Raw genomic sequence first — 26589 nt, forward strand, 5'->3', positions numbered from 1 at the left:
GTCGGTCCTTTCAGGCGAGGTCCCGGAACACAATCCGGCTGTCTGCCGGGACCCTCAGCACGTTCAAATCAGGGCGCCCAGAAAACCTCTACGGGCTTGGGTGCGGCGTCGAGCACGGCGCGGATTGGCTTCCGCGGTCCAGGGGCAACCGCGCTGTCGAAGGCGGCGCGCTTGTCCTCGCCTTCGATGTGCAGCGCGATGAAGCCTGCATCGACAATGCGCGCCAGCGACAAGGTCAGCCGCGCCTCGACGGCGCTCGCCGCATGAACCGGCAGCACGATCCTGTCGGAGGACGGGTCGAGCAGCTTTGCCAGATCATCGGCATCGGGAAAGAACGAGGCGGTGTGGCCGTCCGGTCCCATGCCGAGCACGACGACATCGAGTGGCCAGGGCAATGACTGCAGCGCCGAATTGTCGGAAGCCGCCGCATCCTCGATGCCGACGCCTTCGTGATAGAGCGGCACGAACCGTGCCGCCTTGGCCGCGTTCTGCAACAGATTGGCGGCCACCAGCCCGGCATTGGAGCGCGGCGAGGAGGCCGGCACGAAACGCTCGTCGACCAGCGTCACAATCACCTTGTCCCAGGCGATGGGTATCACCGAAAGGGCGGCGAAGAATTTGGCCGGGGTGGTGCCGCCGGAGACGGCGAACAACCCTGTGCCGCGCTCGGCGATTGCATTGGTCAGGCGCCCTGCGACATGGCCGGCAAGCGCGGCCGCCAGCTCCTGCCGCCCGGCAAAGCCGTTCCAGCTATAGGCGGCGCTGTTCAATTGCTCTCGTGCCATGTCCGCCCGTCACGTTCGATCAGTGCAATAGAGGCCGACGGCCCCCAGGTGCCCGCTGTGTAGCCCTGCGCTTCCTGTCTGGCGCTTTCCCAGGCGTTCTGGATCGGGTCGATCCATTTCCACGCCGCCTCGACTTCGTCGCGACGCATGAACAGGGTCTGGTTGCCACGGATGACGTCCATGATCAGCCGTTCGTAGGCGTCCGGCGCGCGGCCGTCGAAGGATTGCGCGAAGCTCATGTCGAGCGAGATCTGGCGCAGCCGCATGCCGCCCGGACCCGGATCCTTGATCATGATGAACTGCTTGACGCCTTCGTCCGGCTGTAGCCGGATGACCAGCTGGTTGGCGAAGATCGGCCCGGCGCTGTCGCCGAAGATCGAATGCGGGATCGGTTTGAACTCGATGACGATTTCCGAAACCCGGGTCGCCAGCCGCTTGCCGGTCCGCAGGTAAAACGGAACGCCCGCCCAGCGCCAGGTGCCGATCTCGGCCTTGATGGCGACGAAGGTCTCGGTGTTGCTGTCGTGGGCAAGCTCCTCGACATAGCCCTTCACAGCGCCGCTGGCCGAGGCGCCGGCGCGGTACTGGCCACGCACAGTGTGCTTCGGCGCCTCGTTGCCGTTGATGCGCTTCAGAGCCCTCAGCACCTTCAGCTTCTCATCGCGCACCGCGTCGGCGTCCATCGACGACGGCGCTTCCATGGCAACAAGACACAGCAGCTGCAGTATATGGTTCTGCACCATGTCGCGCAGCGCGCCGGCCTTGTCGTAATAGGTGACGCGGTCTTCCAGACCCACGGTCTCGGCCACGGTGATCTGCACGTGGTCGATATGGGCGGAATTCCACAGCGGCTCGTAGAGCGCGTTGGCAAAGCGCAGCGCCATTAGATTCTGCACCGTCTCCTTGCCGAGATAGTGGTCGATGCGGAAGATCTGGCTTTCGTGGAAATCGTCGCCGACCAGGTCGTTGAGCGCTTGCGCCGAGGCAAGGTCGCGGCCGATCGGCTTCTCCAGCACGATGCGCGAGTTCGGCGTGATCAGCTTGTGCTCTTTCAGCTTGTGCGAGATATCGCCGAACAGTGCCGGCGCCACTGCCAGGTAGAAAGCGCGGATGCGGTCGCTATCGCCGATCGCCTTCTTCAGCTTGTCGAAGCCGGCGCCTGTCGTCGCATCGGCCGAGACGTAGGAAAGGCGGGCGAGGAAGGTCTTCAGTTCCTTGGCGTCGATATCGTCAGCTTTGACGTGGTCCGAGATCGCCTGTTTGGCGAAGGCCTGGAATTCCTCGTCGGTCATCTTCGAGCGCGACGTGCCAATGATGCGCGTCGGCTCGGAGAACTGATGGTCGCGCTGGCGATAGTAGAGCGACGGCAGAAGCTTGCGTTCCGACAGATCGCCGGTGCCGCCGAAAATGATGAAGTCGAAAGGATCGACGGGGATGATCTGGCTGGTCATGGTCTGTCCGCTCTGACGCCGGTCGCTGTGACGCGGCTGATATAATCTAATCGATTTAAATTTTCCAGTGCCATGGTGTCACATCTGAGTGTTGCGCCTGCCTCTTGACAGCCCGATACCTCGGAGGCTTGTCGACAGGCGCGGCCCCGGAAGCCTTCGCAGTTGCAGCATAGTGCGGGATCGAAGCGAAAGCCAAAGGAGAAATCGGCGATGACCGCACATCTTTCGACCAAGCCGGTTAGAAGTCGTGGCCCGGCTAAAAGTCGTGGCACGGTCAGAAGCCGTGGCTTTGCATGTGCCGCGGGCACTCCGGTCGATCGTCACCAACCATGAGCGGGAAAAGCATGCGTCTGGAAAACAAGGTTGCTGTGATCACCGGTGCGGCGGCGGGCTTTGGCGAGGGTATGGCCAGGCGCTTTGCGCAGGAGGGCGCCAGGGTCGTCGTCGCCGACCTCAACGCCAAGGGCGCGGAGCGTGTCGCCAGCGAGATCGGCGAGGCGGCGATCTGGACCCAGACCGATGTTTCGCAGCGGTCCGAATTCGACGAGATGGTCTATGCCGCCAAGAGCGCCTTCGGCCGCATCGACATCATGGTCAACAATGCCGGCTACACCCATCGCAACGGCGACATGCTCAACGTCGACGAGGAAACCTTCGACCTTATCACCGCCGTCAACATGAAGGCGATCTATCACGCCGCACGCGCCGTGGTGCCGATCATGGATCGGCAAGGCGGCGGCGTCATCCTGACCACGGCTTCCACCGCGGGTCTGCGGCCGCGGCCCGGTCTCACCTGGTACAATGCCTCGAAGGGCTGGGCGATCACCGCCACCAAGTCGATGGCGGTGGAACTGGCGCCGAAGAACATCCGTGTGAACTGCCTCTGCCCGGTTGCCGGCGAGACCGGCATGCTGGAGAAGTTCATGGGCGCCGACACGCCTGAAATCCGCGAGAAGTTCCGGGCGTCGATCCCGCTCGGGCGGCTTTCGACACCACTCGATATCGCCAACGCCGCACTCTGGCTGGCGTCGGATGAAGCCGCCTTCATCACCGGTGTCGCGCTGGAAGTGGACGGCGGACGCTGCATCTGAAAGCGGCAATGCCCCGAAAATCGGTACCGATTTTCGGAAAGGATCATGGGCAAATCAAAATGCCGCACGGAGGCAGCATTTCGGCGACGGGTCTATCTCTTGTCTTGACGCAATGCCCTAGGGGAAAGCGCTACGCGCTTTTCCCGGGGAACGCTTCACACTTTTCCTGAAATTGCTCGAGGCGTCAGGCGCCTGTCTTGATGTAGGTCTTGTAGATCCAGCCGGTCTTGCCGTTGTAGCTGATCTGGCACCACTTCTTGCAGCTCATCACTTGCACCGAGCTTTTGGCTGGCACCGTGAGGATAGCGGCCGCATTTTTCTTCGGGCCGCTACGCATGGTCACCGCCCGCAGGATCTGTCCGGTTCCGGCGGCCTCGACTTTGCGTGGCTTCGACTTGGCCTGGCTGCCGTCGCCTTCAGCCGCTGCGGGCTGCTCCGATGGCACTTGCGGCTGCACCGCCGGGATGGCGGCGGTTTTCGCGTCATCGGGATGGCTACCCGCCGGCGGAGTGGGGGCAGCAACCTTGGCAAGTTCGCTGGCCGCATCGCTATCGGCTGCAGGTTGCGCGAATGCCACTGCGGCTTTGTCCGGTGCCTGTTTAGCCTGGTTCGCCACCTGGCCGGGAGCAGGCGTACCGGCAGCGGATGCGGCCTTCGACTGCGAACCGGTCCAACGCGGATCATTGGCTGGCAGCGCCGGTATGGTGGCTTGCGCGGCCGCCACGGTCGGCAAAATCTTGTCCGACTTGCGCGCCGCCTGCGGCACGGCCGCTGCAGCCACAGTTGCTCCCGCCGGAGCGATTTTGGTCGTTTTCACCGGAATGGTTGGAATGGTCTGCTCGGGGCTCGCCGCCGCTTGCCTGTCATTGGCCGGCAATGCCAGCCACAGCGCCACCGCGGCGACACCAAGCAGTGCGGCGGTACCGATCGCGGCGATCACCAGATGCGAATTCGAGCGGACCTCCTGCCAGAAGGACGGCCGCATGTCATATCCGAACTGCATGGCAAAGCGCCGACGTTCCGGCGTACCGAAACTGAAGGGCTCTCTCACTCTTGCCACCTCCATAAGCGGGCCGATGTTCTTCCGATCAAATGCCAAGAACCTGGCGCCAGATCTGCATCAGTCCCAAGAATCAAAGCGGGCAAGCCCGCAGAATTCCCCGTCAGTAACCCACAACCGGCATCTTTATATCGCTGATTGTGGCATCACTACGCCCTCATCGGCGATTCTGCTCCTTTGGATGGGATTCTGCAATGTGCCGCTACGGCAACAAATATTACAACAATATTACATAGATGAGAGCTATCCTCTCCGCATGGAGCACGATCCTGAAAAGTGGCATCCGGTTTTTCGCTGGAGATCACGCTCCAACAAGTCAGATAGCGTCCCAATTCCACCGGGACAGAACTGTTTCTAGATCCTGTCGCGCAACGCGAACCAGTTGAGTGCCAGGAACAGCAGCGGCGCGCGGAAGCGCCGACCACCGGGGAATGGCGGGATCTTCAGATCCTCGATCAGCTTCAGGCGGTCGCGGTTGCCGGCGACGGTTTCGGCATAGAGCTTGCCGAAGAAGTTCGACAGCATGACGCCGTGGCCGGAATAGCCGCCGGCCGAGATCACATTGGGCATCACTTCGCGCACGAACGGCTTGCGCGGCACTGTGATGCCGACATAGCCGCCCCAGCCATGCGTGATCTCGACATCCCTGAGTGCCGGATAGAGTTCGACGATCTGACGGCGGATGTGGATGTGGATGTCCTTCGGATCGTTGACGCCATAGACTTCGCGTCCGCCGAACAGCAGCCGCCCGTCCTTCGATCTGCGGAAATAGCGCACGACGAAGCGGGAATCGTCGACCGCCTCGCCGCCCGGCAGCACTGTCGAGTCCGCGCCCAGCGGCACGGTTGCGCCGATGAACGACCCGATCGGCATGATGTGCGCGGCACTCACCGGCTCAAGTGTGCCGCCATAGGCGTTGACCGCGATCAGGCATTTCTGCGCTGTCAGCGTGCCTCTCGGTGTCGAAACCTTGACCTTGCCGCCACTGGAAATGATGCCGGTCGATGGCGTCTCCTCGAACAGTTGCGCGCCGGCTTGCGCCGCCACCCGCGCGGTGCCGATCACCAGCTTCATCGGGTGGATGTGGCCGGTGCCGGTGTCGCGCGTGCCGCCGAAATAGGCAGTCGAGCCCAGCCGCTCCGCCGTCTGTTTGGCATCCATGAACGAGATATGCGGGTAGGAAAAACGGCTCGCCATGATCTCGGCATGCGCCTTGTAGTCGTCGACATAGCGCGGCTTGTGCGCCACCGAGAGCTGGCCCGGCATATAGTCGATATCGATCTGGTTGGCGGCGGCGAACTCGAGGAGATCCGCCTTGGCCTCTTCGGCAAGGTCGAACAGCGCCTTGGCGCGGGAGAAGCCGTATTCGGCCTCCATGTCCTCGACCCAGGCGCGCTGGCCGGTGCCAAGCTGGCCGCCATTGCGCCCGGAGGCGCCATCGCCGAAGCGGTAGGCTTCAATCAGCACGACATTCGTGCCTGCTTTGGCAAGGTGAGCAGCCGCCGACAGGCCGGTGAAACCGCCGCCGATGATGACGACGTCGCATGTCCGGTCGCCATCCAGCGCCGGATATTCCGGCCGTGGGCCGGCGGTGTCCTCATACCAGGAACGGCCGGGAGAAATCGGGGATTGGTAGGGCATGATGGAGGAAAGACTCGGTGATTCAGAAGGAGGAGGTGAAAAGCGAATAGCGAATAGCGAATAGAAAAATATCGGGCACCTTCGCTACTCGCTACTCGCTAAACATTCAGCAACAGATACTCCCGCTCCCACGGACTGATCACTTCCATGAACGTCTCGAATTCCGCCCGCTTGATCGCCGCATAGGTCGCGGCGAAGGATTTGCCGAGCAGTGCGCAAAGTTCCTCATCGCCCTCGAACAGGTCGACGGCTTCGAGCAGGCTGCGCGGCAGGTCGATCTCGGCCGCGTTGGCGGTGGTCAGCACGGGAGGCTCGGCCTTGATCTTGTTGGTGATGCCGATCAGCCCGCAGGCAAGCGATGCCGCCAGTGCCAGATAAGGATTGGCATCGGAGGAGGGGATGCGGTTTTCGACGCGCCGCGCCGCGGGATCCGAGCGCGGCACGCGGAAGGCCGTGGTGCGGTTGTCGTAGCCCCATTTGTTGTTGACCGGAGCCGACGCCGCCTGTGTCAACCGGCGGTAGGAATTGACATAGGGCGCAAACATCACCAGCGCGTTCGGCACATGCTTCTGCATGCCGCCGATGAAATGGAAGAAGTCTTCGGTCTCCGAGCCGTCCTCTGCCGAAAAGATGTTCTGTCCGGTCTTCTTGTCGATGATCGACTGATGGATATGCATGGCCGAGCCCGGCTGCCCCTGGATGGGCTTGGCCATGAAGGTGGCGTAGATCTCGTGCTTCAGCGCGGCCTCGCGAATGGTGCGCTTGAACATGAACACCTGGTCGGCCAGCTCGATCGGGTCACCGTGGCGCAGGTTGATTTCGAGCTGACCGGCGCCCTCCTCATGGATCAGCGTGTCGATCTCCAGGCCCTGGCCCTCGGAGAAATGGTAGATGTCGTCGATCAGTTCGTCGAACTCGTTGACGCCGGCGATCGAATAGCCGGCGCCGCCGCCGATGGCGCGCCCCGAACGGCCGACCGGTGGCGTCAGCGGATAGTCCGGATCGGGGTTCTTGCGCACCAGATAAAACTCGATCTCGGGCGCCACCACCGGCTTCAGTCCACGCTTGTCGTAGGCGGCAAGCACGCGCTTCAACACATTGCGCGGCGTGAACTCGACCGAGCGTCCGTCCTGGTGGACGAGGTCGCAGATGACCGCGGCCGTCGGGTCTTCTTCCCAGGGCACCACCGTCAGCGTCGACAGATCCGGCATCAGCTTGAGGTCGCCATCGTCTTCCGGATAGTGGAAGCCGTTGCCATCCTCGGGATAGCCGCCGGAAATCGTCGTCATGAAGACAGCCGACGGCAGTGCCAGCGAGGTGTTGGAGGTGAATTTCTTCGATGGCATCATCTTGCCGCGTGCGACGCCGGCCTGGTCAGGGGTGATGCACTCGATGTCCTCGATACCGCGCCATTCCAGCCAGGCGCTGGCTTCCTTCCAGTTCTTGACGCCACGTTGGTTTTTCACGAAGGCAGGCGTACGCGCCCGTCCTCCGCGGCTCGACGGACGGACTTCCTTTTTTGCAGGCGGCATCATTCACCAGATTGGGTTGCGGATTGTGGAGTATAGCCGTGCGCCCCTGTGGAAGGGAAGGGGAGCCACGTCGGGCATTGGCCGAGGCGGTTGAAAATCACGCCAATCGGCTTAGTTTCCCAATCCCAATCGAGACCCCGATCCCAATCGAGACTTTGCATGCAGCACGACAGCAAATTGACGACGATCGGCTTCGATGCCGACGACACGCTCTGGCAAAACGAGCAGTTCTTCCGCATGACGGAGAAGCGCTTTGCCGCCATGCTTGCCGATCATGGCGAAGCCGAGCACATCTCGGCACGATTGCTGGAGGCCGAAAGACGCAACCTTGCCGTCTATGGCTTCGGCATCAAGGGATTTACGCTGTCGATGATCGAAACTGCGATCGAGGTCACGCAAGGCCGTGTGCCGGCTTCGGTGATTTCAGAAATTCTCGATGCCGGCCGCGAGATGCTGAGCCATCCGATCGAGGCACTGCCGCATGCCCGCGAGACGATCGAGAAGCTTGCCGGCGCATTCCGCCTTGTGCTGATCACCAAGGGCGACCTCTTCGACCAGGAGCGCAAGCTGGCTGGATCAGGCCTCGGAGATCTGTTCGACGCGATCGAGATCGTCAGCGACAAGAGTGCCGCCACCTATTCCCGCCTCTTCAGCCGCCACGGCGATGGTCCGGCAAGAAGCATGATGGTCGGCAATTCGCTGAAGTCGGACGTGGTGCCGGCCATCGAGGCCGGTGGTTGGGGTGTCCACGTGCCGCATGAACTCACCTGGGTGCTTGAGCATGTCGAGGCTCCGGTGACCGAGCCACGCTTCCGTGAGATATCCGATCTCGGACAACTGCCCGGACTGGTCGAAAGCATCGTCAATCCGGACTGATCGCGGGGCCTTCCTATTTTGCGCAATTCCGGACGGAAATTGCTTAGCGGTTGATCAGGCGATCGATCACCGGCTGCAGCCGTTCGGGTGTGATCGGCTTGGCGACCACCACGTCAATGACGCTCGACAGGCCCAGGCTCTCCGGCGTGCCATTCTTGGTTGAAAGCAGGATCACCGCCGGGAGCGATTTGCCGGAGGCTCGCCGCAACGCGTCGATGCTGGCCATCAGATTGTCGCAGTCCTTGTTGTCGGCGCCGCCGTCAAGGACAACCGCACCGGGAATGAGGGACCGCAGGATCTTTACCGCCATGTCGGGAGATTCCGAGATTGGCTTGAGCCCGGATCGCTCGACGATCTTCGAAATCACCACGCGATTGATCGGCGATTTGCAGACGACGAGCACTTGCGATGGATCGCGGATCGTCTCTGTGTTCGAGTCGCGGGCAACAAAATTCAGGTGTCTTGGAGTCTCGCCTTCGCGGTTCACTGGGCACACAAGTCGGCCAAGAAGCTCGCCCCTATTTCAATGCAGAGTTGAATCTGGAGCGCAATTGGCGTGAGATCGCCGTCTATGTCAAGTTGAAATAAAAGTCCCCCAGATCATCCCTGGGAACAATGAATTTCAAGCAACGCTACTGTACTCAACTGTCCACAGGTGGGCTTCATAAAAAGAAAATTCACCTGCGCAGAGACTGCGCAGGTGAAGGGTCGGTTGCGCGAGTTCGATCAGCTGTGGCTCTGCTGCGTGACGATCACTGGGATCAAGAGATCGCCCCAGTTTCCGTCGCCGCCGTGATGCCGTGCCGAGCGCACGAGCTCCACCGAGACGCCGGCCTCGACTGCCTTCATCACCGACTGGTTTAGGCGATGCAGATCATTGGCCAGCATGCGGATCGTCGCTTGCTGGTCGACGGTCATCGTTGTGGCCTGTTCTTCGGCGCGTTCCTTGACACGGCTTATCGATGCCATTGGTCTTCTCCTTGTGTTCCAAGCCCTGTTGGGCGTTTCCTCTGTGTTGTTCTGTTTGCTATTCGGCGGCCGGCTTGAATTGCGCGTGCTCGGTCGACTCGTGCATGGCGGTGGTCGACGACTGGCCGCCAGTGATCGCCATCGACACGGCGTCGAAATAGCCGGTGCCGACCTCGCGCTGATGCTTGGTCGCGGTGTAGCCATTGGCCTCCGCCGCGAACTCAGCCTCCTGCAACTCGGAATAGGCCGCCATCTGCCGTGCCTTGTAGCCGCGCGCCAGTTCGAACATGCCGTAGTTGAGCTGGTGGAAGCCGGCGAGCGTGATGAACTGGAACTTGTAGCCCATCGCGCCAAGCTCCCTCTGGAATCTGGCGATCGTCGCGTCGTCGAGGTTCTTCTTCCAGTTGAACGATGGCGAGCAATTGTAGGCGAGCAGCTTGTCGGGGTGATGCTTGCGCACGCCTTCGGCGAATTTCTTGGCCTGCGCCAGGTCCGGCTTCGAAGTCTCGCACCAGATCAGGTCCGCGTGAGGCGCATAGGCGACGGCGCGGGCGATGCAGGGTTCGATGCCGTTCCTGACGTTGTAGAAGCCTTCCACGGTGCGCCCGGCGCCGTAGTCGACGAAAGGCTTGTCGCGTTCGTCGATGTCGGACGTGAGCAGCTTGGCGGCTTCCGCATCGGTGCGCGCGACGACCAGGGTCGGCGTGCCCATCACGTCCGCCGCAAGGCGCGCGGCGTTGAGGTTGCGAATGTGCGCCGCGGTCGGGATCAGCACCTTGCCACCGAGATGGCCGCACTTCTTTTCCGACGCCAGTTGATCCTCGTAGTGGACGCCAGCCGCGCCTGCCTCGATGAAGGCCTTCATGATCTCGAAGGCGTTGAGCGGCCCGCCGAAACCGGCTTCCGCATCAGCCACGATCGGCGCGAACCAAGTCTCGACCGAAAGCCCGTTGCCTTCCGAGGTCTCGATCTGGTCGGCGCGCTGCAGCGTGCGGTTGATGCGCTTGACCAGTTCGGGCGCCGCGTTTGCCGGATAAAGCGACTGGTCCGGATACATCGCGCCAGCCGTGTTGGCGTCGGCGGCAACCTGCCAGCCCGACAGGTAGATCGCCTTCAGCCCGGCGCGCACCTGTTGCATCGCCTGGTTGCCGGACATGGCGCCGAGTGCGTTGACGAAGTCCTCCTCGTGGATGAGCTTCCACAGCCGGTTGGCGCCCATTTCCGCGACGCTCTGGCGGATCTGAACCGAACCGCGCAGCCGCTTCACATCCTCCGGCGAATAGGGCCGTTCGATGCCGTCGAAACGACCTTCCGGCGCCGAGGGGACAAGGTTGTAAAAGTCAGTCATTGGTCACTCCGAAGGATTGCTACACCCGTGTCCGGCGCCAATGATCTGCGCACCGGGATATGACTGAATTTACATTGCGGTGCGAAATGGGCCAGAGAAATCAAGGAAATCAGCTTGAAATAGGGGAAAACCTGTGTTGTGTTTGACAGGAAGCCGTTGTAAATTTGTCATGATTGTAAAAGAGGCGGGCGTGGGGTCGCCGCGAAAGTGGTGTAAATTCTTGTCAAGGACAGGTGATGGCTGACCAGAAGATCTTTGCCGGGCCGCGCATTCGGCGCATCCGCAACGCCAAGGGCCTGACGCAGACGGCGATGGCCGAGGGGCTCGGTATCTCGCCGTCCTATCTCAACCTGATCGAGCGCAACCAGCGGCCGCTGACGGTGCAATTGATCCTCAAGCTGGCGTCCGTCTACAAGGTCGATCCGCACGAACTGCAGGGCGAGGCAAGGGGGTCCGTCGCTGCCTTGAAGGAAGTGTTCACCGATCCTCTGCTGGTCGGCGAGTTGCCGGGAGATCAGGAGTTGATCGAGCTTGCCGAGGCGGCGCCCAACGCGTCGGCGGCGGTGATAAAACTGTTCCGCGCCTATCGCGAGCAGGCCGAGCGCCTGTCCGACCTCAACGAGCTCCTGGCGCGCGAAGGTCGGGCGACCGCACTTTCCGGCGCTCGCTTGCCGATAGACGAGGTGCACGAGATTTTCGAGCGCCGGCCCAACCATTTCGCGGCACTCGAGGAAGAGGCCGCGGCGTTCACCTCGGTGCTTGATCCCGGCGACGATCTGTTCGGCGCGTTGAAGGCCTGGCTGAAGCGCGAATACGGCATCGTGGTCAAGGTGCTGCCGGTCGCCACCATGCCGAACTGGCGCCGCCGTTATGATCGCCACTCGCAGCGCCTGTTCCTGTCCGAACGGCTGTCGCCGTTCGATCAGCTGCGCGAAGTGGCGATGGAAGCCTGCCTGATCCGCATGACGGTCGCGGTCGCCGGCGAGATCCAGGCGCTCAAATTGACCACCGACGAGGCCCGCCGTCTCGCCCGTTTCGAACTCGGCCGCTATGCGGCGCATGCGCTGATGATGCCCTACCAGGCCTTTTATGCGGCTGCCGTTCGCGCCCGCTATGATATCGACGTTCTGCGTTCGCGCTTCGGCGTCTCCTTCGAACAGGCGGCGAACCGGCTGACCATGCTGCAGCGGCAGGGCGTCCAGGGCGTGCCGTTCTTCATGCTGGAGGTCGACAATGCCGGCAACCGCTTCCGCAAGGCCGGCAGCCAGGGCTTTCCGCAAAGCCGCTTCGGTGGCGGCTGTCCCAAGCTGCCCGTGCATGTCGCTTTCACCCAGCCCGGCCAGATCTTCGTCGAGGCGGTGGAAATGCCCGACGGCGCCGAGTTCCTGTGCATTGCCCGCACGCTGGAAGGTCCGCAAGGCGCCTTCTCCGAGCGTCCGCGCCGCACGGCGTTGCTGCTTGGCTGCGACATCGGCTTTCGCGACGACATCGTCTATGGCGCGGCACTTCCCGGCGCGGCTGCCACCGCGAAGGCGGGCAGCGTCACGGCGACGCCGGTCGGGCCCGCCTGCCGGCTTTGCGAACGCGTCGGCTGTCTGGCGCGTGCCGAGCCGCCGGTGACGCGTCCGCTTGGCCTCGACGAGATGGTGACGGGCCTGAGTGCCTTCGACTTCCAGTGACGCTGGCCCCCAGTGACGCCGGGCCGGGTGCCACAATTGTCGTCGATCTCTGGCTCACCCCCGGCCTTCGCCTTTGCGTTACGCGAACGGAGTATCTTTTTGTCGTCCCTTGCGCATCGTCCCGTCCACAAAAGCCCGACAGTCGCGCCCATGACCGACACAGCACCATCACCGAGCGTTGTTTTGTCGACCGTCTCGCCGCGCGAGGAACGCGTCGGCATGCTTTTGGTGTTCCTGTCGGCGCTGATGTGGAGTTTCGGTGGCACCATCGCCCGCTTCATCGCCGTCGGCGACAGCTGGACGGTTATTTTCTGGCGCTCCGTCTGGGCAGCGGCCTTCCTGATCTGCTTCATGGTCTGGCGTGACGGCTGGCGCGGCACGCTGAAATTGTTCCGCGACATGGGTCTGCCCGGCCTGGCCGTCGGGCTCTGCTTCGCCACGGCATCGACCGCCTTCGTCGTCGCACTTGCCTACACAACCGTCGCCAACATCCTGCTGATGCAGGCCGGCGTGCCGCTTCTGGCGGCGCTGTTTGCCTGGGCGTTGTTTCGCGAGAGGGTGAGTGTCGCGACCTGGCTGGCGATCGCGGCCGTCATTACCGGTGTCGCCATCATGGTGTCGGAATCGCTCAATGGCGCCGTCTCGCCGATAGGCGACGGGCTGGCGCTCTTGATTGCTGTCATGTTCTCGATCGCCACCGTCATCACCCGGCGGTTTTCCAGCGTTCGCATGACGCCGGCGACCTGTCTCGGCACCATGCTTGCGGCGGGCTTTGCCGCCTCGCAGGCATCGACATTCGCCGTGTCGGCCAGTGACATGGGCTTTCTGTTTGCCTTCGGCGTAGTCAATCTCGGTCTTGGCCTGGCCTTCTTTGCCACCGGGGCGCGGCTGATCCCGGCGGCCGTCGCCGCATTGCTCGGCACGTTCGAGCCGATCCTCGGCCCGATATGGGTCTGGCTCGTCCATTCCGAAGTACCGTCGGAGCGCACCATCATCGGCGGCGGGGTGGTGGTGACGGCGCTGCTCGTCCATATCGGGCTCGAATTCAAGCGCCAGGCACGACCCGAGCGTGCAGGGGTCACAGGGGTGCCATCGCCTAATTGATGCGGCGTGCAAGCTTTGCCATTGACAAATTCGCTGCCGCGCGGGCAGGCTGAGACTACGCAACAACAAGACAGGCGTATCTTGCCAAGTCTCCCTGCCGGTCAGATCGAGACCGGACCACATCGTCGTATCTCTGCCCCCGCCACGGCGAAAGCCTTTGACGGTATCCGCACGCCTCCCAGGCAGCGACAGGGACACAAACCCACCACCCGCCGCTCATCGAACCGCCCGCATGCTGTCGGCAGTTGGCGCTTGTTGCTTCCTGGAAAGCTCAATAGTCTGAAACAAATGCCCGGCCGCGCGGGGTCCGCGACGAGCCGGCGAAGGAACACTCATCAAAGGAGAATAGCATGATCCGCAAAGCGCTCTGGCTTTCGGCGACCTCGGTATTTCTGACGCTTTTCACCGTCGGCGGCCATGCCGAAGATCGCGTCGTCAACGTCTTCAACTGGTCGGATTATATCGACAGTTCGATCATCGATGATTTCACCAAGAAAACCGGCATCAAGGTCGTCTATGACACCTTCGATTCCAACGAAATCCTGGAAACCAAGCTGCTTGCCGGCGGCAGCGGCTATGACGTGGTCGTGCCCAGCGGCAACTTCCTCGCGCGCCAGATCCAGGCCGGCGTGTTCCAGAAACTCGACAAGTCGAAACTGCCGAACATTTCCAACATGTGGGACACGGTTTCGGAGCGAACCGCCAAATACGACCCCGGCAATGAATACTCGGTCAACTATATGTGGGGCACGGTTGGTCTCGGCTACAACATCAAGAAAGTGCAGGCGGCACTCGGCACCGACAAGATCGACAGCTGGGATGTGTTCTTCAATCCGGACAGTCTGGCCAAGTTGAAGGACTGCGGCGTCTATGTGCTGGATTCACCGGCCGACATCATCCCTGCGGCGCTGAAATATCTCGGTCTCGACCCCAACAGCACCTCGCCTGACGATATTGCCAAGGCCGAGGAGGCCCTGCTCAAGGTCCGGCCTTACATCAGAAAGTTCCACTCCTCGGAGTACATCAACGCACTCGCCAACGGCGATATCTGCCTGGCCGTCGGCTGGTCGGGTGACGTGTTCCAGGCTCGCAACCGCGCGGTCGAGGCCAAGCAGGGCGTGGAAATCGGCTATTCCGTGCCGAAGGAAGGCGCTCAGATGTGGTTCGATCAGATGGCGATCCCTGCCGATGCGCCGCATGTCGCCGAGGCGCTCGAATTCATCAACTACATGATGACGCCGGAAGTTATCGCCAAATCGTCGAATTATGTGCTCTACGCCAACGGCAACAAGGCGTCGCAGCAGTTCGTCGACAAGGCGCTTCTCGACGACCCGTCAGTCTATCCCGACGCGGCGACCTTGCAGAAGCTCTATACGGTTCAGCCTTACGATCCCAAGACCCAGCGTCTGATCACACGCAGCTGGACCAAGATCGTCACCGGCCAATAAGCAATCCGAGACGGTCCCGGCAGCCACCTGCCGGGACCGATTCTTTCTGGGGCAAGAAGCAAGAAACAGGACGGAGTGGGACATGAAATCGCTTGGCAGCATCCGCAGGGATTTTGCGCCGTGGAACGACCCGAACGCCAAGCCATACATCCAGTTCGACAATGTCACCAAGAAGTTCGGTGACTTCACCGCCGTCAACAATCTGTCGCTGACCATCTTCGAGCGCGAGTTCTTCGCCCTGCTCGGCGCGTCGGGCTGCGGAAAGTCGACACTGCTCAGGATGCTCGCCGGATTCGAGCAGCCGACAGCTGGCCGCATCCTGCTCGACGGCCAGGATCTGCGCGGCATTCCGCCCTATCGCCGGCCGGTCAACATGATGTTCCAGTCCTATGCGCTGTTCCCGCATATGACGGTCGAGAACAACATCGCCTTCGGCCTCAAGCAGGACGGCATGCCGAAGCCCGAGATCGCGTCACGCGTGGCCGAGATGCTGAAGCTGGTCAAGCTCGAACAGTTCGCAAAGCGCAAGCCGCATCAATTGTCCGGTGGCCAGCGCCAGCGCGTCGCGCTCGCCCGCTCGGTTGCCAAGCGGCCGAAGGTGCTGTTGCTCGACGAGCCGCTCGGCGCGCTGGACAAGAAGCTGCGCGAGGAAACGCAGTTCGAACTGATGGACCTGCAGCAGAATCTCGGCCTGACCTTCGTCGTCGTCACCCACGACCAGGAAGAAGCGATGACCATGGCCGACCGCATCGCCATCATCGACAAGGGCGAGGTGATGCAGGTGGCGACGCCGGCCGAAGTCTATGAAGCGCCGACATCGCGCTTTGTCGCCCATTTCGTCGGCAACGTGAACATGTTCGAGGGCAAGGTCGCCGAGCAGACCGCAAACACGACACGCATCGCGGGTTCGAGCGGAGCCCAGATCGTCGTCGACAACGCCGCCAAGACGGCTGCAGGCGCCGATATCGTGTTCGCCATCAGGCCGGAAAAGATCAAGATTTCGTCGAAAAAGCCGGCCGATGCGGTGAATGCACTTGAAGGCGAAGTCTACGACATCGCCTATCTCGGCGACATGACCGTTTTTCACGTCAGGCTGAATGACGGGCAGATGGTGCGCGCCAGCACCATGAACGCGGCCCGCATCACCGAGGATCCGCTGAGCTGGAACGACCGCGCCTGGGTTTCCTTCCGGCCCGACGCCGGCGTCGTGCTGACGCGGTAGGGGGCGGTCATGTCGAACGCCGCCGCCACCGCATCAGCCCCGGCAACCAATGCCGACAAGTCCGTCCTGGCCAGGCTGGGAGCGGCATTCGTTGGCCGCCTGGTCATCATCATCCCGTATGTCTGGCTGCTTTTTTTCTTCCTCGTTCCCTTCATCATCGTCTTCAAGATTTCGCTGTCGCAGACGGCGATCGCCATGCCGCCATACACGCCGGTGCTCGACTTCAAGGACGGCATCTCCGGGTTCTTCGCCGGCTTTGGCGCGCTCAGCTTCGACAACTACGCCTGGCTGACGCAGGATGCCCTCTATTTCAACGCCTATGTGACAAGCGTCATCATCGCCGCGATCTCGACGGTCCTGACGTTGATTGTCGGCTACCCGATCGCCTATGGCATGGCACGCGCGCCGGCAACGATCCGCCCGACATTGCTGATGCTGGTGATCCTGCCGTTCTGGACCTCGTTCCTGATCCGCGTCTATGCCTGGATCGGCATCCTCAAGCCGGAGGGGCTGCTCAACCAGCTGCTGCTGGCCACAGGCATCATCAGCCAGCCCTTGATCATCCTCAACACCTATACGGCGATCTTCATCGGTATCGTCTATTCCTACCTGCCGTTCATGGTGCTGCCGCTCTATTCGTCGCTCGAAAAGATGGATTATTCGCTGATCGAGGCCGCAAAGGATCTTGGTTGCCCGCCGACCAGCGCGTTCTGGAAGATCACCTTCCCGCTGTCGCTGCCGGGTGTCATCGCCGGCTGTCTGCTGGTGTTCATCCCCGCCGTTGGCGAGTTCGTCATTCCCGATTTGCTCGGTGGATCGCAGACGCTGATGATCGGCAAGACGCTGTGGAACGAGTTCTTCGCCAATCGTGACTGGCCGGTCTCGTCGGCCGTGGCCGTCATCCTTCTGCTGCTTTTGACCGTGCCGATCATGTTCTTCCAGCAGGCCCAGGCGCGCGCCCAGGAGCAGGACAAATGAACACCACCTGGAGCCGATTCAACGTCACCTCGATCGTGCTGGGCTTTGCCTTCCTGTACCTGCCGATCGTCCTGCTCATCGTCTTCTCCTTCAACGAGTCGAAACTGGTAACCGTCTGGGGCGGTTTCTCGACCAAATGGTACGTTTCGCTGTTCCACAACCAGGGCCTGATGGACGCCACCTGGGTCACGGCGCGCGTCGGCGTCATTTCGGCCACGGTGGCGACCGTGCTCGGCACGCTGGCGGCGCTCACCTTGACCCGCTACACACGGTTCAGGGGCAGGTTGCTGTTTTCAGGCATGGTCTTTGCGCCGCTGGTCATGCCGGAAGTCATCACCGGCCTGTCGCTGTTGCTGCTGTTTGTCGCCGTCGGTCTCGACCGCGGTTTCCTGACCGTCACGCTCGCCCACATCACGCTCACCATGTGCTTCGTCGCCGTCGTCGTGCAGTCGCGCCTGGTCAGCTTCGACCGCTCGCTGGAAGAAGCTGCGATGGATCTTGGCGCAACGCCGGTGAAGACCTTCTTCCAGATCACGCTCCCGGTCATCATGCCGGCGATCGTGTCCGGCTGGATGCTGGCCTTTACGCTTTCGCTCGACGATCTGGTCATCGCCAGCTTCACCTCCGGGCCTGGAGCAACAACGCTGCCAATGAAGATCTACAGCCAGGTGCGTCTCGGCGTGACGCCGGAGATCAACGCCGCTTGCACGATCCTGATCGCCGTTGTCGCGGTCGGCGTCATCATCGCCTCGGTCGCCAACAAGCGGCGTGAGGTGCAGCGCCAACTCGACGAGCGGGCCGCACAACGCGGCTGAGGCAATTCCGGGAAAAGCGCGTAGCGCTTTCCATAGGGAATTGCTTCAGGACAAACCGGCGGTAAGGTCTATTCGCCAGAAACGCCGCGGCTGATCGGGGAAATGAACGGCGTGCTCCACGTTCCTCCGACGAAGAAGGATGACTGGATCGGGCCTTGCTGGCCGTTGGCCTGCGTTGCCGCCTGGTCCGGCTGAATGATACCGCCGGACAAGGCCAGTCCTCGTCCGGTGTAGGACGCGATCCCGGACAGCCAGAGCTTGTACTTCGCCGAATTGGCTTCGGCCTTGTCGATCCGCGCCACGCCCTTCGTGATGCTGGCCTTGATCTCGGCACCGTCGATCGGCAATGTTCCGTCGGAGACGTCGTCGAGCGCGAAGAAGCCGCCTTGTTCGGTATGCTTGAGGAAGGCGGGCAGGTTGAGCTTGCTCAACACACCCGGTCCGAACGTCGCGGAGACCGAGCCGTCGGCATTGTCGAAGATGGAGTCCCAGGTTCTGCCTGGTCCCTTGAGGATCACCGAGACCGTTCCGGTGGCGACCGGCACCAGCCGGGTCATCCCAGCCGCCGTGCCGAAGGCGCCGCCATCGATGTCGGACGCCAGCAGCTTAATCTCGACCTGCGAGCCTTCCGGTTTGCGGTCGAAGCGAAGGCTGCTCTGGATGTTGCCGCCAAAGGCCGAGGCATCGGAGATATCGAAGACGGAAAGACCATCCTTGACCTGGGCGGTGGCGGCGACGTCGGCGAGTTGGATAGGCCCCGCCGTAGCGTGCGCTGCCGACAGCCTGAGATCGAGGTTGACCTTGTCGGCGAAACTTGTGTCGATGTCGCCGGGTTCCGCCCCTCCGGTCGGCGCCAGCGGCGTGAAGGCCGAGAGAAACGATCTGAGGTCGAGCGTGTCGAAGGCGAGCGTCCCGGAGATCACCGGTTGCGCCTCGCCCAACGAGAGATCCAGCGCGCCCATTCCCGGATTGTTGTCCAGCGCGATCGCGGTGTTGTCGAATTTGACTCGCCCTGCCGTCGCCGTGATCTTGCTCGAAATGCTGACCGAACCGATCGCAGCACTCGGCGCAATGCCGGCCTGCGACCACTCCAGGACACGCCGCAGCGAAGGTGCCGAGAATTTCGCCTGGCCGTCGAAGTAAGCGTTTTCGGACATGCTGGCCGTGCCGTCGAACGAGAAGGTCGCGGGCGCCGCCTTGAAGGACAGCGTCAGCGGTGCTGTACCGCCGGCAAACAGGACAAGCGGCTTCGGCGAGGCTACGTCCAGCGCGACGCTTTCGCCGCGCCAGATCCCGGTTGCCGACAGCGTCGCATTGCTGTTCATCGCCGCCCAATTCGCCTGGCCGGACAGGCTGCTCAGGATCTCGACATCCTTGCCGGCGATGGACGCCACCATGCGGCCGTCGCGGAACTCCACCGTGCCGAACGTGTCGGCCGGCAGCTTGTCGAGGTCGGGCTTGGCGGGGTCGGCATTGACCACGCCGCGCGCCGTGTCGATGGAACGCGTGATGCGCCCGCCGGTCGGGACGGCGGGCAGGAAAAAGCCGGCCGGTGTTCGCTCAACCCGGATCGTCGGCCGCACCAGCCGCGCCGTCGAAAACTCCACGTCGCCGCGCAAGGCGGCCATGGCGGAAAGGTCAATCTCGACCCGCTCGGCCTCGACCACCGGCGGCGCCTCGGTGTCGGTCCATTGCGAAAGCGTCACATCGGTCAGGATCGCGCGGAATTTCGGCCAGACCTCGATGCGCGGCGAGCCGTCGATGGCGACCCGGAAGCCGCTCCACGCACTCATCTCCCAGGCAATGCGGTCACGCACGATTCGGGTGGAGGCGATCAGCGGCAGGGCGGCAACGACCAGCGCGATGACGAGCACGGCAGCGCCGATCGCCCATATTCCGCGCCGGATCAAAGTTGATGGCATATCGCCCCGTATGTTTCCATTCCGACAAAAATCGCCTGACGGGTGTAACCCCAGTCGTCACTACGACTTAGGGCTGAGGCATTTCAAGTCTTTATGGCCCGGCGATGGCATTTGCGCACATCTGGTCTCACTGACCGAACAAAATCTTGCTCTGCTGCGCTGCGATATGCATAAGCGGTGGCGACCGTGGAGGAACGATCATGGCTGCCGAAGTACCGCTCTGGACCCCGACGCAAGACCAGATTGATGCAGCACCCTTGACCGCTTTCACAAAGGCTGCGGCAGTGAAAGCCGGCGTAGCGTTTTCTTCGTATTCGGAGCTCCACCGCTGGTCGGTCGAGGACCGCGAAGGGTTCTGGAACCTGGTCTGGGACTTCGGCGGTATCGTCGGCGACAAGGGGACCAATGGGGGCGAGCGCGTGCTCGTCGACGGTGACAGGATGCCTGGTGCCTCGTTCTTCCCCGACGCGACGCTGAATTTCGCCGAGAATCTGCTGAAGAAGACCGGCGCTGGTGAGGCAATCGTGTTTCGCGGCGAAGACAAGGTCGAGCGCCGACTGTCGTGGAACGAGTTGCAGGCGCTGACGTCACAGCTGCAGCAGCTTTTCCTGTCGCTCAAGGTGAAGAAGGGCGATCGCATCGCAGCGATGATGCCCAATATGCCGGAGACCGTCGCCGCCATGCTGGCTGCCGCCTCGATCGGCGCCGTCTGGTCGTCCTGCTCTCCCGATTTCGGCGAGCAGGGCGTGCTCGACCGCTTTGGCCAGATCGAGCCGGTGGTCTTCATYGCGCCSGAYGGCTACTGGTACAATGGCAAGGCSATCGARGTCGCCGACAAGATCGCCGCGGTTGCGGCCAAGCTTGGCACGGTGCGCAAGGTTCTGGTCGTCGACTATCTCGGCACCTCGAGCGATGTCGCTGATGTCATCGACAAGGCCGTGGCGCTGGAAGAGGCGCTTTCGCCCTTCGCCGTCAAGCCCGTCACCTTCGAGCGGCTGCCGTTCGCGCATCCGCTCTACATCCTGTTCTCGTCGGGAACGACCGGCATTCCCAAATGCATCGTCCATTCGGCCGGYGGCACGCTGATCCAGCATGTCAAGGAACATCGGCTGCATGCCGGTCTCACCGACGGCGACCGCTTCTTCTACTTCACCACCTGCGGCTGGATGATGTGGAACTGGCTGGTGTCGGGGCTCGCCTCGGGCGCGACGCTGCTGCTCTATGACGGCTCACCCTTCCACCCCAACGGCAATGTGCTGTTCGACTTCGCCGATGCCGAGAAGATGACCTTTTTCGGCACCTCGGCCAAGTTTATCGATTCCGTGCGCAAGGCCGGTCTCAAGCCGATCCGCACGCATGATCTGTCGAGCGTGCGGGCGATTTCCTCCACCGGGTCGCCGCTGTCACCGGAGGATTTCCGCTTCGTCTATGACGGCATCAGCAAGGACGTCCATCTGGCGTCGGTCTCCGGCGGCACCGACATCGTCTCCTGCTTCGTGCTCGGCGTGCCGACACAGCCGGTGTGGACCGGCGAGATCCAGGGRCCKGGCCTYGGCCTTGCCGTCGATGTCTGGGACGAYGACGGCAAGCCKATCMGSCAGGAGAAGGGCGARCTGGTCTGCACCAGGGCGTTTCCRKCKATGCCGATCGGCTTCTGGAACGAYCCCGAGRGCAAGAAATWCCAGGCSGCCTATTTCGAGCGYTTCGACAATGTCTGGTGCCATGGCGATTTCGCCGAATGGACCGTGCATGGCGGCATGATCATCCATGGCCGCTCCGACGCCACGCTCAACCCGGGCGGCGTGCGTATCGGCACGGCGGAGATCTACAACCAGGTCGAACAGATGCCSGAGATTCTGGARGCKCTGTGCATCGGCCAGGATTTCGACAAYGACGTSCGSGTCGTGCTGTTCGTGCGGYTSGCSGCCGGCGTSSARCTGGATGMCGATCTGGAAAARCGCATCCGSTCSAARATMCGCASCGGGGCGAGCCCSCGYCACGTGCCRGCMAAGATCGTCGCTGTCACCGACATCCCACGCACCAAGTCAGGCAAGATCACTGAGCTCGCCGTGCGCGACGTGGTGCATGGCCGCGCCATCAAGAACAAGGAGGCGCTCGCCAACCCCGAGGCGCTGGAGCTGTTCAGGAACCTGCCGCAGCTGGCCGAGTGACCGGGCAGGCATGGTTAACCAAATATGTCGCGAGAATTTACCTAGATTTCATGAGTGGTACACATTCGTAAATTTTCGGCGGCGCCGGTAAGGAGTTGTTAAGGCCCGGCGTCGATAGTCGCACGTAACTTGAGGGAGAAATCCCGTTCCTCTGCCCCCGGAGGATCTGAATTCGCTCAAGCCCCGTTGTGACAGCAATCCCATCTCTTAAGGCGTCCTCTTGGGCGCCTTTTCTTTTGCTGCTGCATGCCGCCCAAAAGTGCTCCCGGTTTGGGAGAACGACATGCACAAGGATAAAGACCGAAAGCGCATCGCCTGAATCTGATCGGACACGCTGCGCTGTAGGTCGGTCTGTTTTCCGGAATTGCTTATTCGGCGAGCACGCGGGTCGACGGAAACGCGACCTCGACCAGGGTGCCTTCACCCGGTGTCGAGTTGATGGTGAACCGGGCGCGGTTGGCTTCCACCATCGCCTTGGTCAGCGGGAGTCCAAGCCCCGTGCCGTCGCCACGTCCGCGCTTCAACGCGTTGATCTGCTTGAACGGCTTCAGTGCCTGCTCGATCTCGGCGTGGCTCATGCCGATGCCGGTGTCGCGCACCCGCATGACGACGTCGCCTGACGTCTCATAGGCGGTCGAGACGATCACCTGGCCGCCGGCCTGGGTGTAGCGAATGGCATTCGACAGGATGTTGAGCGCGATCTGGCGCACGCTGCGCAGGTCGGCCACCACTTCGGGCAGCCGCGAAGCGAAGCTGGAGCGGATGATGACGCGCTCGCGGTTGGCCTGCGGCTGCATCATCGCCACCGTCTCGGCCAGCGTGTCGTTGAGCGACACGGCCTCGTAGGCCATCTCCTGCTGGCCGGCCTCTATCTTCGAGATGTCGAGCAGGTCGTTGACGAGGTCGAGCACATGGTTGCCCGAGCGACTAATGTCGCGCAGATAGTCGCGGTAGCGGTCATTGGCGACCGGTCCGAACTTCTCGTCGACCATCAGTTCGGAAAAGCCGATGATGGCGTTGAGCGGCGTGCGGATCTCGTGGCTGATGCGGGCGAGGAAATCGGTCTTTTGCGAGGACGCACGCTCGGCCACCGCGCGTGCCTGGGTCAGGTCCTCTTCGGCCCGCTTCCACTGCGTGATGTCACGCACGACTGCACAGAAGCCGCTGTCGTTGGGCAGCCGGCCGATGGTCATGAACAGTGGGATGAAGCGGCCCTGCGCCTCGCGCCCGATCACCTCGCGGCCGTCATTCATGACGCTCGCCACGCCGGGCTCGGACAGTCCGTTGAGATAATCGCGCGCCGCACGCTGGCTTTCTATCGCAAACAGCGAGGCGAACGGTTTGCCGGTCACTTCGTCACTGTCGAAACCGAACAGCGCTTCGGCCGGCCGGCTGATCGAGCGGATGGTGCCGTCACGGCCGATCAGCACGACCCCGTCGGTGGCGGTGTCGATGATGGTGCGCATCTCGGCGATGCGTGCCTTGAGCTCGGGAATGTCGGGCTGCGTCTGCTCGTCGCCAACCACATGCAGGGCCGCCGGCGCGTCATCTTCGCCGGTGCGGCGCACGACCAGCATCAATGCCTTGCCGTCACGCCAGGGGACGGAGCGCAGGATAGCCTCGATCGGGAATTCCTGCCGATCGCGCGTCTTCAGTCGCAAGGCGCGATCGGTGCCGTCGGAGGTCCCATCGTGGGCATAGGGGTCGGCAAAGAGCGCGCCGAGGCCGCCGGCATCCGCCAGGTCGTCGAGCGCCTCATAGCCGGTCAGGTTGAGGAATTCCTCGTTCGCATAGTGCAACTGGTCGCCGGAATGGATGAGCAGCGGCACGGGCAGTTTGCTCAGAAGCGAGGTATCAGGAGCCTTGTGCTCATCTCCGGCGGAAAAGGCCGACGGCACGAAACCTTCGACCTTGAGCGGCGGCACATTGAGGCGTGGGCGCGCGATGCGTGCCGCGTCGCCGCTTGCGCCGGCTGTTTCCGCGACGGACGCGGACGCCTGTTCGTTAGAGGCAGCGGCTTCCTCGTTGGGCTGTACCCAATCTTCACTATCCTCGGCATCGCGAAAATCCGCCGATGTCATGCTGTCGTCATCAACAGCGTCATGTGTCGCATCGGCTACAACCGGCCCTTTGCCGGTGGCGACGGGCTCGGTGATCTCTGGTTGCGCCGCCACCGGTTCGGAAACCGGGGCCCCGTCGCTGTTGTCCGCGACAGGACCGCGTTCATCATCACGGTCGGCATAGTCGAGCAACGAACCCGGCAGGGTGTCGGAGGGTGCCTCATGACCCGCTTCGTCCGGGTGACCGCCGTCAAGCCGCGCCAGATCCGCTTCGTCCTCGGCATCGACATCCGTCTCGGCCCGCATCGTCTCCGGCTCCGCCGCCGGGATTTCGCCGGCCAGCGTCGGCCCTTCGTGCGAGGCCACATCCGCTGTTGACGGAATCTCGCCGACTGCCGCAGCCTCGGCATGTGTCTCGGCGGTCCGTTCCCTGGGATTGTCCAGGCTGGGCTTCTCGGCCTCCGGCGGCTCGACCGGGGAACTGTCCTTCTTCAGCCTTTCGCCGATCTCACGGAACGCGCTTCGCTCCAGCGTCGACAGGCCCTTATCGTTGGCTGGCTGGCGATGTTCGGCCAGCCGGATCACCTTGTCGGCAAAGCGTCGCTCCGGTTTCGGCACGATGGTCAGCGCCGGCACCTCGCCCTGGAACGGGTCCGATGCCTTCGGCTCCTCGACCTTCGGCTCCTGGGCTTTCGGCGCTTCAGCCTTGGGCTGTTCAGGCACGGGTTCCACGGCTTGCGGCTCCGGCGTCTCCGGGGCCTTGCCGTTGGGCACCAGCGCCATGCCGATGGCTTCCGGATCGACGACCGCGTCACTGGCCCGGGCAACACCGAAGCCACGGAAGCCTTCAAAAGCACGGCTGCGGCCATAGACAGGCAGCGCCGCGAGGTCGACAGGGAGCTTCAGGTCGGATCCGGCGACCGGCCACAGCACGGAGCGGCCGGACCAGGTATCGCGGCGTTCCAGCAAGCCGGCGATCTCGCCGGAGGGATCGAGGCCGAAAGTGGCCGCCACATCCCTGAAGCGCCGCCCGATCACATCGGCGGCCGGCTTGCCGACAATGTCGGCGAATTCCGGAGACAGCGTGCTGAACTTGCCATCGGCATCGGTGCGCCAGACGAAGCGCAGTGGCGCCGCCGTGCGGTCGATCGACCGCACGACCGGCCGTTCGACAGGGGCGGTGGCCTTGGTGTCGTGCCGCGTCGGGACTTCCGCCGCACCCTCCGCGACGGCGGCAGGGGGCTCAACCGGCTCGGCTGCAGCGGCCCGGCCGGCCCGTTGCCTGTCTTCCTCACCGGCATTGAAGTACCAGTGATCGTGCTGCGCTGCCATAGCGGCGGCAGTTCCCGGGTCGTTATCCGCCGCCTCCGCAGGCTGCCCCGCTGGATCGGCATTCTCAGGCGCTGGCGGAATGATCTCGGCGGCTTCCGGAACGCTCGGTTCGTCCACGGCCGGGTGTTCGATGTCGATTGCCGGTCTGTTGTCCTGGTCCGGTTCCGACTGGGCAATCGCGCTTACCGCAGCCGCGGTTTCAACCTGGGCTGGCGCTTGCGTGTCCGCGACACTGTCGTCGGCAGCGGACGTGTCGTCGAGTTGGTCCTCGTCGATCACCACCAGCAGATGCCGTTCCTCGGTCAATCTTGCCAGCCCTGCCGGATAGGAGGTCGCACCGCCGGGAACGAGGCGCTTGACGATGCGGTCGCCCTCATCCGCGACGTCGGCAACCAGCGCCGCCAGCGTCTCCGGCAAGATGCCCAGTGCCGAAAATCCTTCCGAGGCGGCCTCGACGTTTCCGCTGGCATCGACAAAGGCAATGAAATGGCCGTCTTCGGTAAAGCCGCCGATGGCGCGAGCGGCGATTTCGCCGGCGCTGCGCGAGCCCGTCTGCGCCGCCGGCACGGTCAGCATGATCGCCTTTTCGGCGTCCGGCATGGTCACGGCACTGGCCAGGAAGCCGACGGCACGGCTCGTCACGCCCGTTGCCAGCCGCACCGTGATGGCGCGGTCGCCGCTGATCTCGGGAAATCCGCTGGTCGCCATGATCTGGCGTCTGGCGATCAACGGCAGTTGCGCGGAGGCGCCGATGATCGCCTCGATGTCGGGGTAGCCGAACACCGCGGCTCCTGGCCCATTGGCCCAGATCACCTGCTCCAGATCCGTCGAAAGAATCGCGATCGCGTCGCCGGCGGCAAAGCGCTGGCGGACTGCTTCGAGCACGGCGACGTCGAGGAAGGAATATTCGGACGGCATGCGCTTGGCGAACCCTCACGGAGCGGCAAATTGCGGTTAACGCTTTGTTAATAAAAGCCGGCGGCGCGAAGGTCCACAAGCCAGAACGTGCAAAGGCTGGAATCTGGCCTCTTGGTTAACGGCCCGAAGAAAATTATGGTGCACTGCAACAAAGATATTGCAATGCACAAAATTTGCCTTTATATTG

19 protein-coding genes are annotated in these 26589 nt (G+C 62.8%); 9 read left to right on the plus strand and 10 right to left on the minus strand.

Annotated elements, in window-relative coordinates; translation table 11 throughout:
- Nucleotides 1–68: 68 nt before the first annotated feature.
- Together pgl and zwf are read right to left on the minus strand one after the other, a co-directional pair.
- Complete coding sequence (pgl, locus tag AC1D0I_RS08355; protein ID WP_477394301.1) at nucleotides 69–785, minus strand: 6-phosphogluconolactonase; 717 nt, start codon at nucleotides 783–785, stop codon at nucleotides 69–71.
- Nucleotides 767–2236: a glucose-6-phosphate dehydrogenase gene (zwf, locus tag AC1D0I_RS08360; protein WP_095088578.1), complete on the minus strand. Its 1470-nt coding sequence runs from the start codon at nucleotides 2234–2236 to the stop codon at nucleotides 767–769. The genes pgl and zwf overlap by 19 nt, the downstream gene beginning before the upstream one ends.
- Before the next feature lie 344 nt (nucleotides 2237–2580).
- Here zwf and AC1D0I_RS08365 point away from each other — a divergent pair, with 344 nt between their 5' ends.
- A complete protein-coding gene (locus AC1D0I_RS08365) occupies nucleotides 2581–3327 on the plus strand; it encodes an SDR family oxidoreductase (protein ID WP_477225433.1) in 747 nt (248 codons plus the stop codon).
- 184 nt (nucleotides 3328–3511) lie between these two features.
- Here the strand turns inward: AC1D0I_RS08365 and AC1D0I_RS08370 are convergent, their stop codons facing one another.
- The 3 genes from AC1D0I_RS08370 to AC1D0I_RS08380 all read right to left on the minus strand — a co-directional run bounded on the left by AC1D0I_RS08370 (nucleotide 3512) and on the right by AC1D0I_RS08380 (nucleotide 7563).
- Entirely contained in the window at nucleotides 3512–4378 is an 867-nt protein-coding gene (locus AC1D0I_RS08370) for an SH3 domain-containing protein (RefSeq protein ID WP_477394303.1), read from the minus strand.
- Between the two features lie 363 nt (nucleotides 4379–4741).
- On the minus strand, nucleotides 4742–6028 hold the full coding sequence (locus AC1D0I_RS08375; protein WP_477394305.1) for an NAD(P)/FAD-dependent oxidoreductase: 1287 nt from the start codon (nucleotides 6026–6028) through the stop codon (nucleotides 4742–4744).
- 98 nt (nucleotides 6029–6126) lie between these two features.
- Nucleotides 6127–7563, minus strand: coding sequence for a glutamine synthetase family protein (locus AC1D0I_RS08380; protein ID WP_477225436.1), 1437 nt, complete (start codon nucleotides 7561–7563; stop codon nucleotides 6127–6129).
- A 156-nt stretch (nucleotides 7564–7719) separates the two neighbouring features.
- Here AC1D0I_RS08380 and AC1D0I_RS08385 point away from each other — a divergent pair, with 156 nt between their 5' ends.
- Nucleotides 7720–8436 carry an HAD family hydrolase gene (locus AC1D0I_RS08385; protein ID WP_477303077.1) on the plus strand — a complete coding sequence of 239 codons (717 nt, stop codon included), beginning with the start codon at nucleotides 7720–7722 and terminating at the stop codon, nucleotides 8434–8436.
- A gap of 43 nt (nucleotides 8437–8479) precedes the next feature.
- Here the strand turns inward: AC1D0I_RS08385 and AC1D0I_RS08390 are convergent, their stop codons facing one another.
- The 3 genes from AC1D0I_RS08390 to aceA form a co-directional block, all read right to left on the minus strand.
- A complete protein-coding gene (locus tag AC1D0I_RS08390) occupies nucleotides 8480–8932 on the minus strand; it encodes an ANTAR domain-containing protein (protein ID WP_457152492.1) in 453 nt (150 codons plus the stop codon).
- A gap of 230 nt (nucleotides 8933–9162) precedes the next feature.
- Nucleotides 9163–9405, minus strand: a complete 243-nt coding sequence (locus tag AC1D0I_RS08395) for an SMc00767 family acetate metabolism repressor (protein ID WP_095088567.1) — start codon at nucleotides 9403–9405, stop codon at nucleotides 9163–9165.
- Between the two features lie 58 nt (nucleotides 9406–9463).
- The gene (gene aceA, locus AC1D0I_RS08400; protein ID WP_477225438.1) at nucleotides 9464–10753 is read right to left on the minus strand and encodes an isocitrate lyase; all 1290 of its coding nucleotides are present in this window, start codon (nucleotides 10751–10753) and stop codon (nucleotides 9464–9466) included.
- Between the two features lie 236 nt (nucleotides 10754–10989).
- On the opposite strand from aceA, the gene AC1D0I_RS08405 reads away from it, so the two are divergent.
- From AC1D0I_RS08405 to AC1D0I_RS08430, 6 genes are all read left to right on the plus strand, one after another.
- Nucleotides 10990–12432: a helix-turn-helix domain-containing protein gene (locus AC1D0I_RS08405; protein WP_477225439.1), complete on the plus strand. Its 1443-nt coding sequence runs from the start codon at nucleotides 10990–10992 to the stop codon at nucleotides 12430–12432.
- A 150-nt stretch (nucleotides 12433–12582) separates the two neighbouring features.
- Nucleotides 12583–13536, plus strand: coding sequence for a DMT family transporter (locus tag AC1D0I_RS08410; RefSeq protein WP_477225440.1), 954 nt, complete (start codon nucleotides 12583–12585; stop codon nucleotides 13534–13536).
- A gap of 350 nt (nucleotides 13537–13886) precedes the next feature.
- Complete coding sequence (locus AC1D0I_RS08415; protein WP_095088560.1) at nucleotides 13887–14984, plus strand: polyamine ABC transporter substrate-binding protein; 1098 nt, start codon at nucleotides 13887–13889, stop codon at nucleotides 14982–14984.
- An 82-nt stretch (nucleotides 14985–15066) separates the two neighbouring features.
- Nucleotides 15067–16206: an ABC transporter ATP-binding protein gene (locus AC1D0I_RS08420; RefSeq protein WP_477394307.1), complete on the plus strand. Its 1140-nt coding sequence runs from the start codon at nucleotides 15067–15069 to the stop codon at nucleotides 16204–16206.
- 9 nt (nucleotides 16207–16215) lie between these two features.
- A complete protein-coding gene (locus AC1D0I_RS08425) occupies nucleotides 16216–17184 on the plus strand; it encodes an ABC transporter permease subunit (RefSeq protein ID WP_477394308.1) in 969 nt (322 codons plus the stop codon).
- Nucleotides 17181–17999 carry an ABC transporter permease gene (locus AC1D0I_RS08430; protein WP_095088554.1) on the plus strand — a complete coding sequence of 273 codons (819 nt, stop codon included), beginning with the start codon at nucleotides 17181–17183 and terminating at the stop codon, nucleotides 17997–17999. Before AC1D0I_RS08425 ends, AC1D0I_RS08430 begins: the two co-directional genes overlap by 4 nt.
- Before the next feature lie 68 nt (nucleotides 18000–18067).
- On the opposite strand, the gene AC1D0I_RS08435 is transcribed toward AC1D0I_RS08430, so the two are convergent.
- On the minus strand, nucleotides 18068–19921 hold the full coding sequence (locus AC1D0I_RS08435; RefSeq protein WP_477394310.1) for an AsmA family protein: 1854 nt from the start codon (nucleotides 19919–19921) through the stop codon (nucleotides 18068–18070).
- A gap of 200 nt (nucleotides 19922–20121) precedes the next feature.
- On the opposite strand from AC1D0I_RS08435, the gene AC1D0I_RS08440 reads away from it, so the two are divergent.
- Entirely contained in the window at nucleotides 20122–22092 is a 1971-nt protein-coding gene (locus AC1D0I_RS08440) for an acetoacetate--CoA ligase (protein WP_477394312.1), read from the plus strand.
- Nucleotides 22093–22460: 368 nt separating this feature from the next.
- Here AC1D0I_RS08440 and AC1D0I_RS08445 read toward each other — a convergent pair whose 3' ends face one another.
- Nucleotides 22461–26402 carry a PAS domain S-box protein gene (locus AC1D0I_RS08445; protein WP_477394313.1) on the minus strand — a complete coding sequence of 1314 codons (3942 nt, stop codon included), beginning with the start codon at nucleotides 26400–26402 and terminating at the stop codon, nucleotides 22461–22463.
- Nucleotides 26403–26589: the final 187 nt, after the last annotated feature.

This window comes from Mesorhizobium sp. P2_D1 (genome assembly GCF_056404455.1).

Excerpts from the sequence above, each read along its gene's own strand:
- AC1D0I_RS08435 (WP_477394310.1), bottom strand. The coding sequence starts at position 19,921 with ATGCCATCAACTTTGATCCGGCGCGGAATATGGGCGATCGGCGCTGCC.
- aceA (WP_477225438.1), bottom strand. The coding sequence starts at position 10,753 with ATGACTGACTTTTACAACCTTGTCCCCTCGGCGCCGGAAGGTCGTTTC.
- AC1D0I_RS08380 (WP_477225436.1), bottom strand. The coding sequence starts at position 7,563 with ATGATGCCGCCTGCAAAAAAGGAAGTCCGTCCGTCGAGCCGCGGAGGA.
- AC1D0I_RS08420 (WP_477394307.1), top strand. The coding sequence starts at position 15,067 with ATGAAATCGCTTGGCAGCATCCGCAGGGATTTTGCGCCGTGGAACGAC.
- AC1D0I_RS08405 (WP_477225439.1), top strand. The coding sequence starts at position 10,990 with ATGGCTGACCAGAAGATCTTTGCCGGGCCGCGCATTCGGCGCATCCGC.
- AC1D0I_RS08415 (WP_095088560.1), top strand. The coding sequence starts at position 13,887 with ATGATCCGCAAAGCGCTCTGGCTTTCGGCGACCTCGGTATTTCTGACG.
- AC1D0I_RS08430 (WP_095088554.1), top strand. The coding sequence starts at position 17,181 with ATGAACACCACCTGGAGCCGATTCAACGTCACCTCGATCGTGCTGGGC.
- AC1D0I_RS08445 (WP_477394313.1), bottom strand. The coding sequence starts at position 26,402 with ATGCCGTCCGAATATTCCTTCCTCGACGTCGCCGTGCTCGAAGCAGTC.
- pgl (WP_477394301.1), bottom strand. The coding sequence starts at position 785 with ATGGCACGAGAGCAATTGAACAGCGCCGCCTATAGCTGGAACGGCTTT.
- AC1D0I_RS08410 (WP_477225440.1), top strand. The coding sequence starts at position 12,583 with ATGACCGACACAGCACCATCACCGAGCGTTGTTTTGTCGACCGTCTCG.
- AC1D0I_RS08395 (WP_095088567.1), bottom strand. The coding sequence starts at position 9,405 with ATGGCATCGATAAGCCGTGTCAAGGAACGCGCCGAAGAACAGGCCACA.
- AC1D0I_RS08385 (WP_477303077.1), top strand. The coding sequence starts at position 7,720 with ATGCAGCACGACAGCAAATTGACGACGATCGGCTTCGATGCCGACGAC.
- AC1D0I_RS08365 (WP_477225433.1), top strand. The coding sequence starts at position 2,581 with ATGCGTCTGGAAAACAAGGTTGCTGTGATCACCGGTGCGGCGGCGGGC.
- AC1D0I_RS08425 (WP_477394308.1), top strand. The coding sequence starts at position 16,216 with ATGTCGAACGCCGCCGCCACCGCATCAGCCCCGGCAACCAATGCCGAC.
- AC1D0I_RS08375 (WP_477394305.1), bottom strand. The coding sequence starts at position 6,028 with ATGCCCTACCAATCCCCGATTTCTCCCGGCCGTTCCTGGTATGAGGAC.
- zwf (WP_095088578.1), bottom strand. The coding sequence starts at position 2,236 with ATGACCAGCCAGATCATCCCCGTCGATCCTTTCGACTTCATCATTTTC.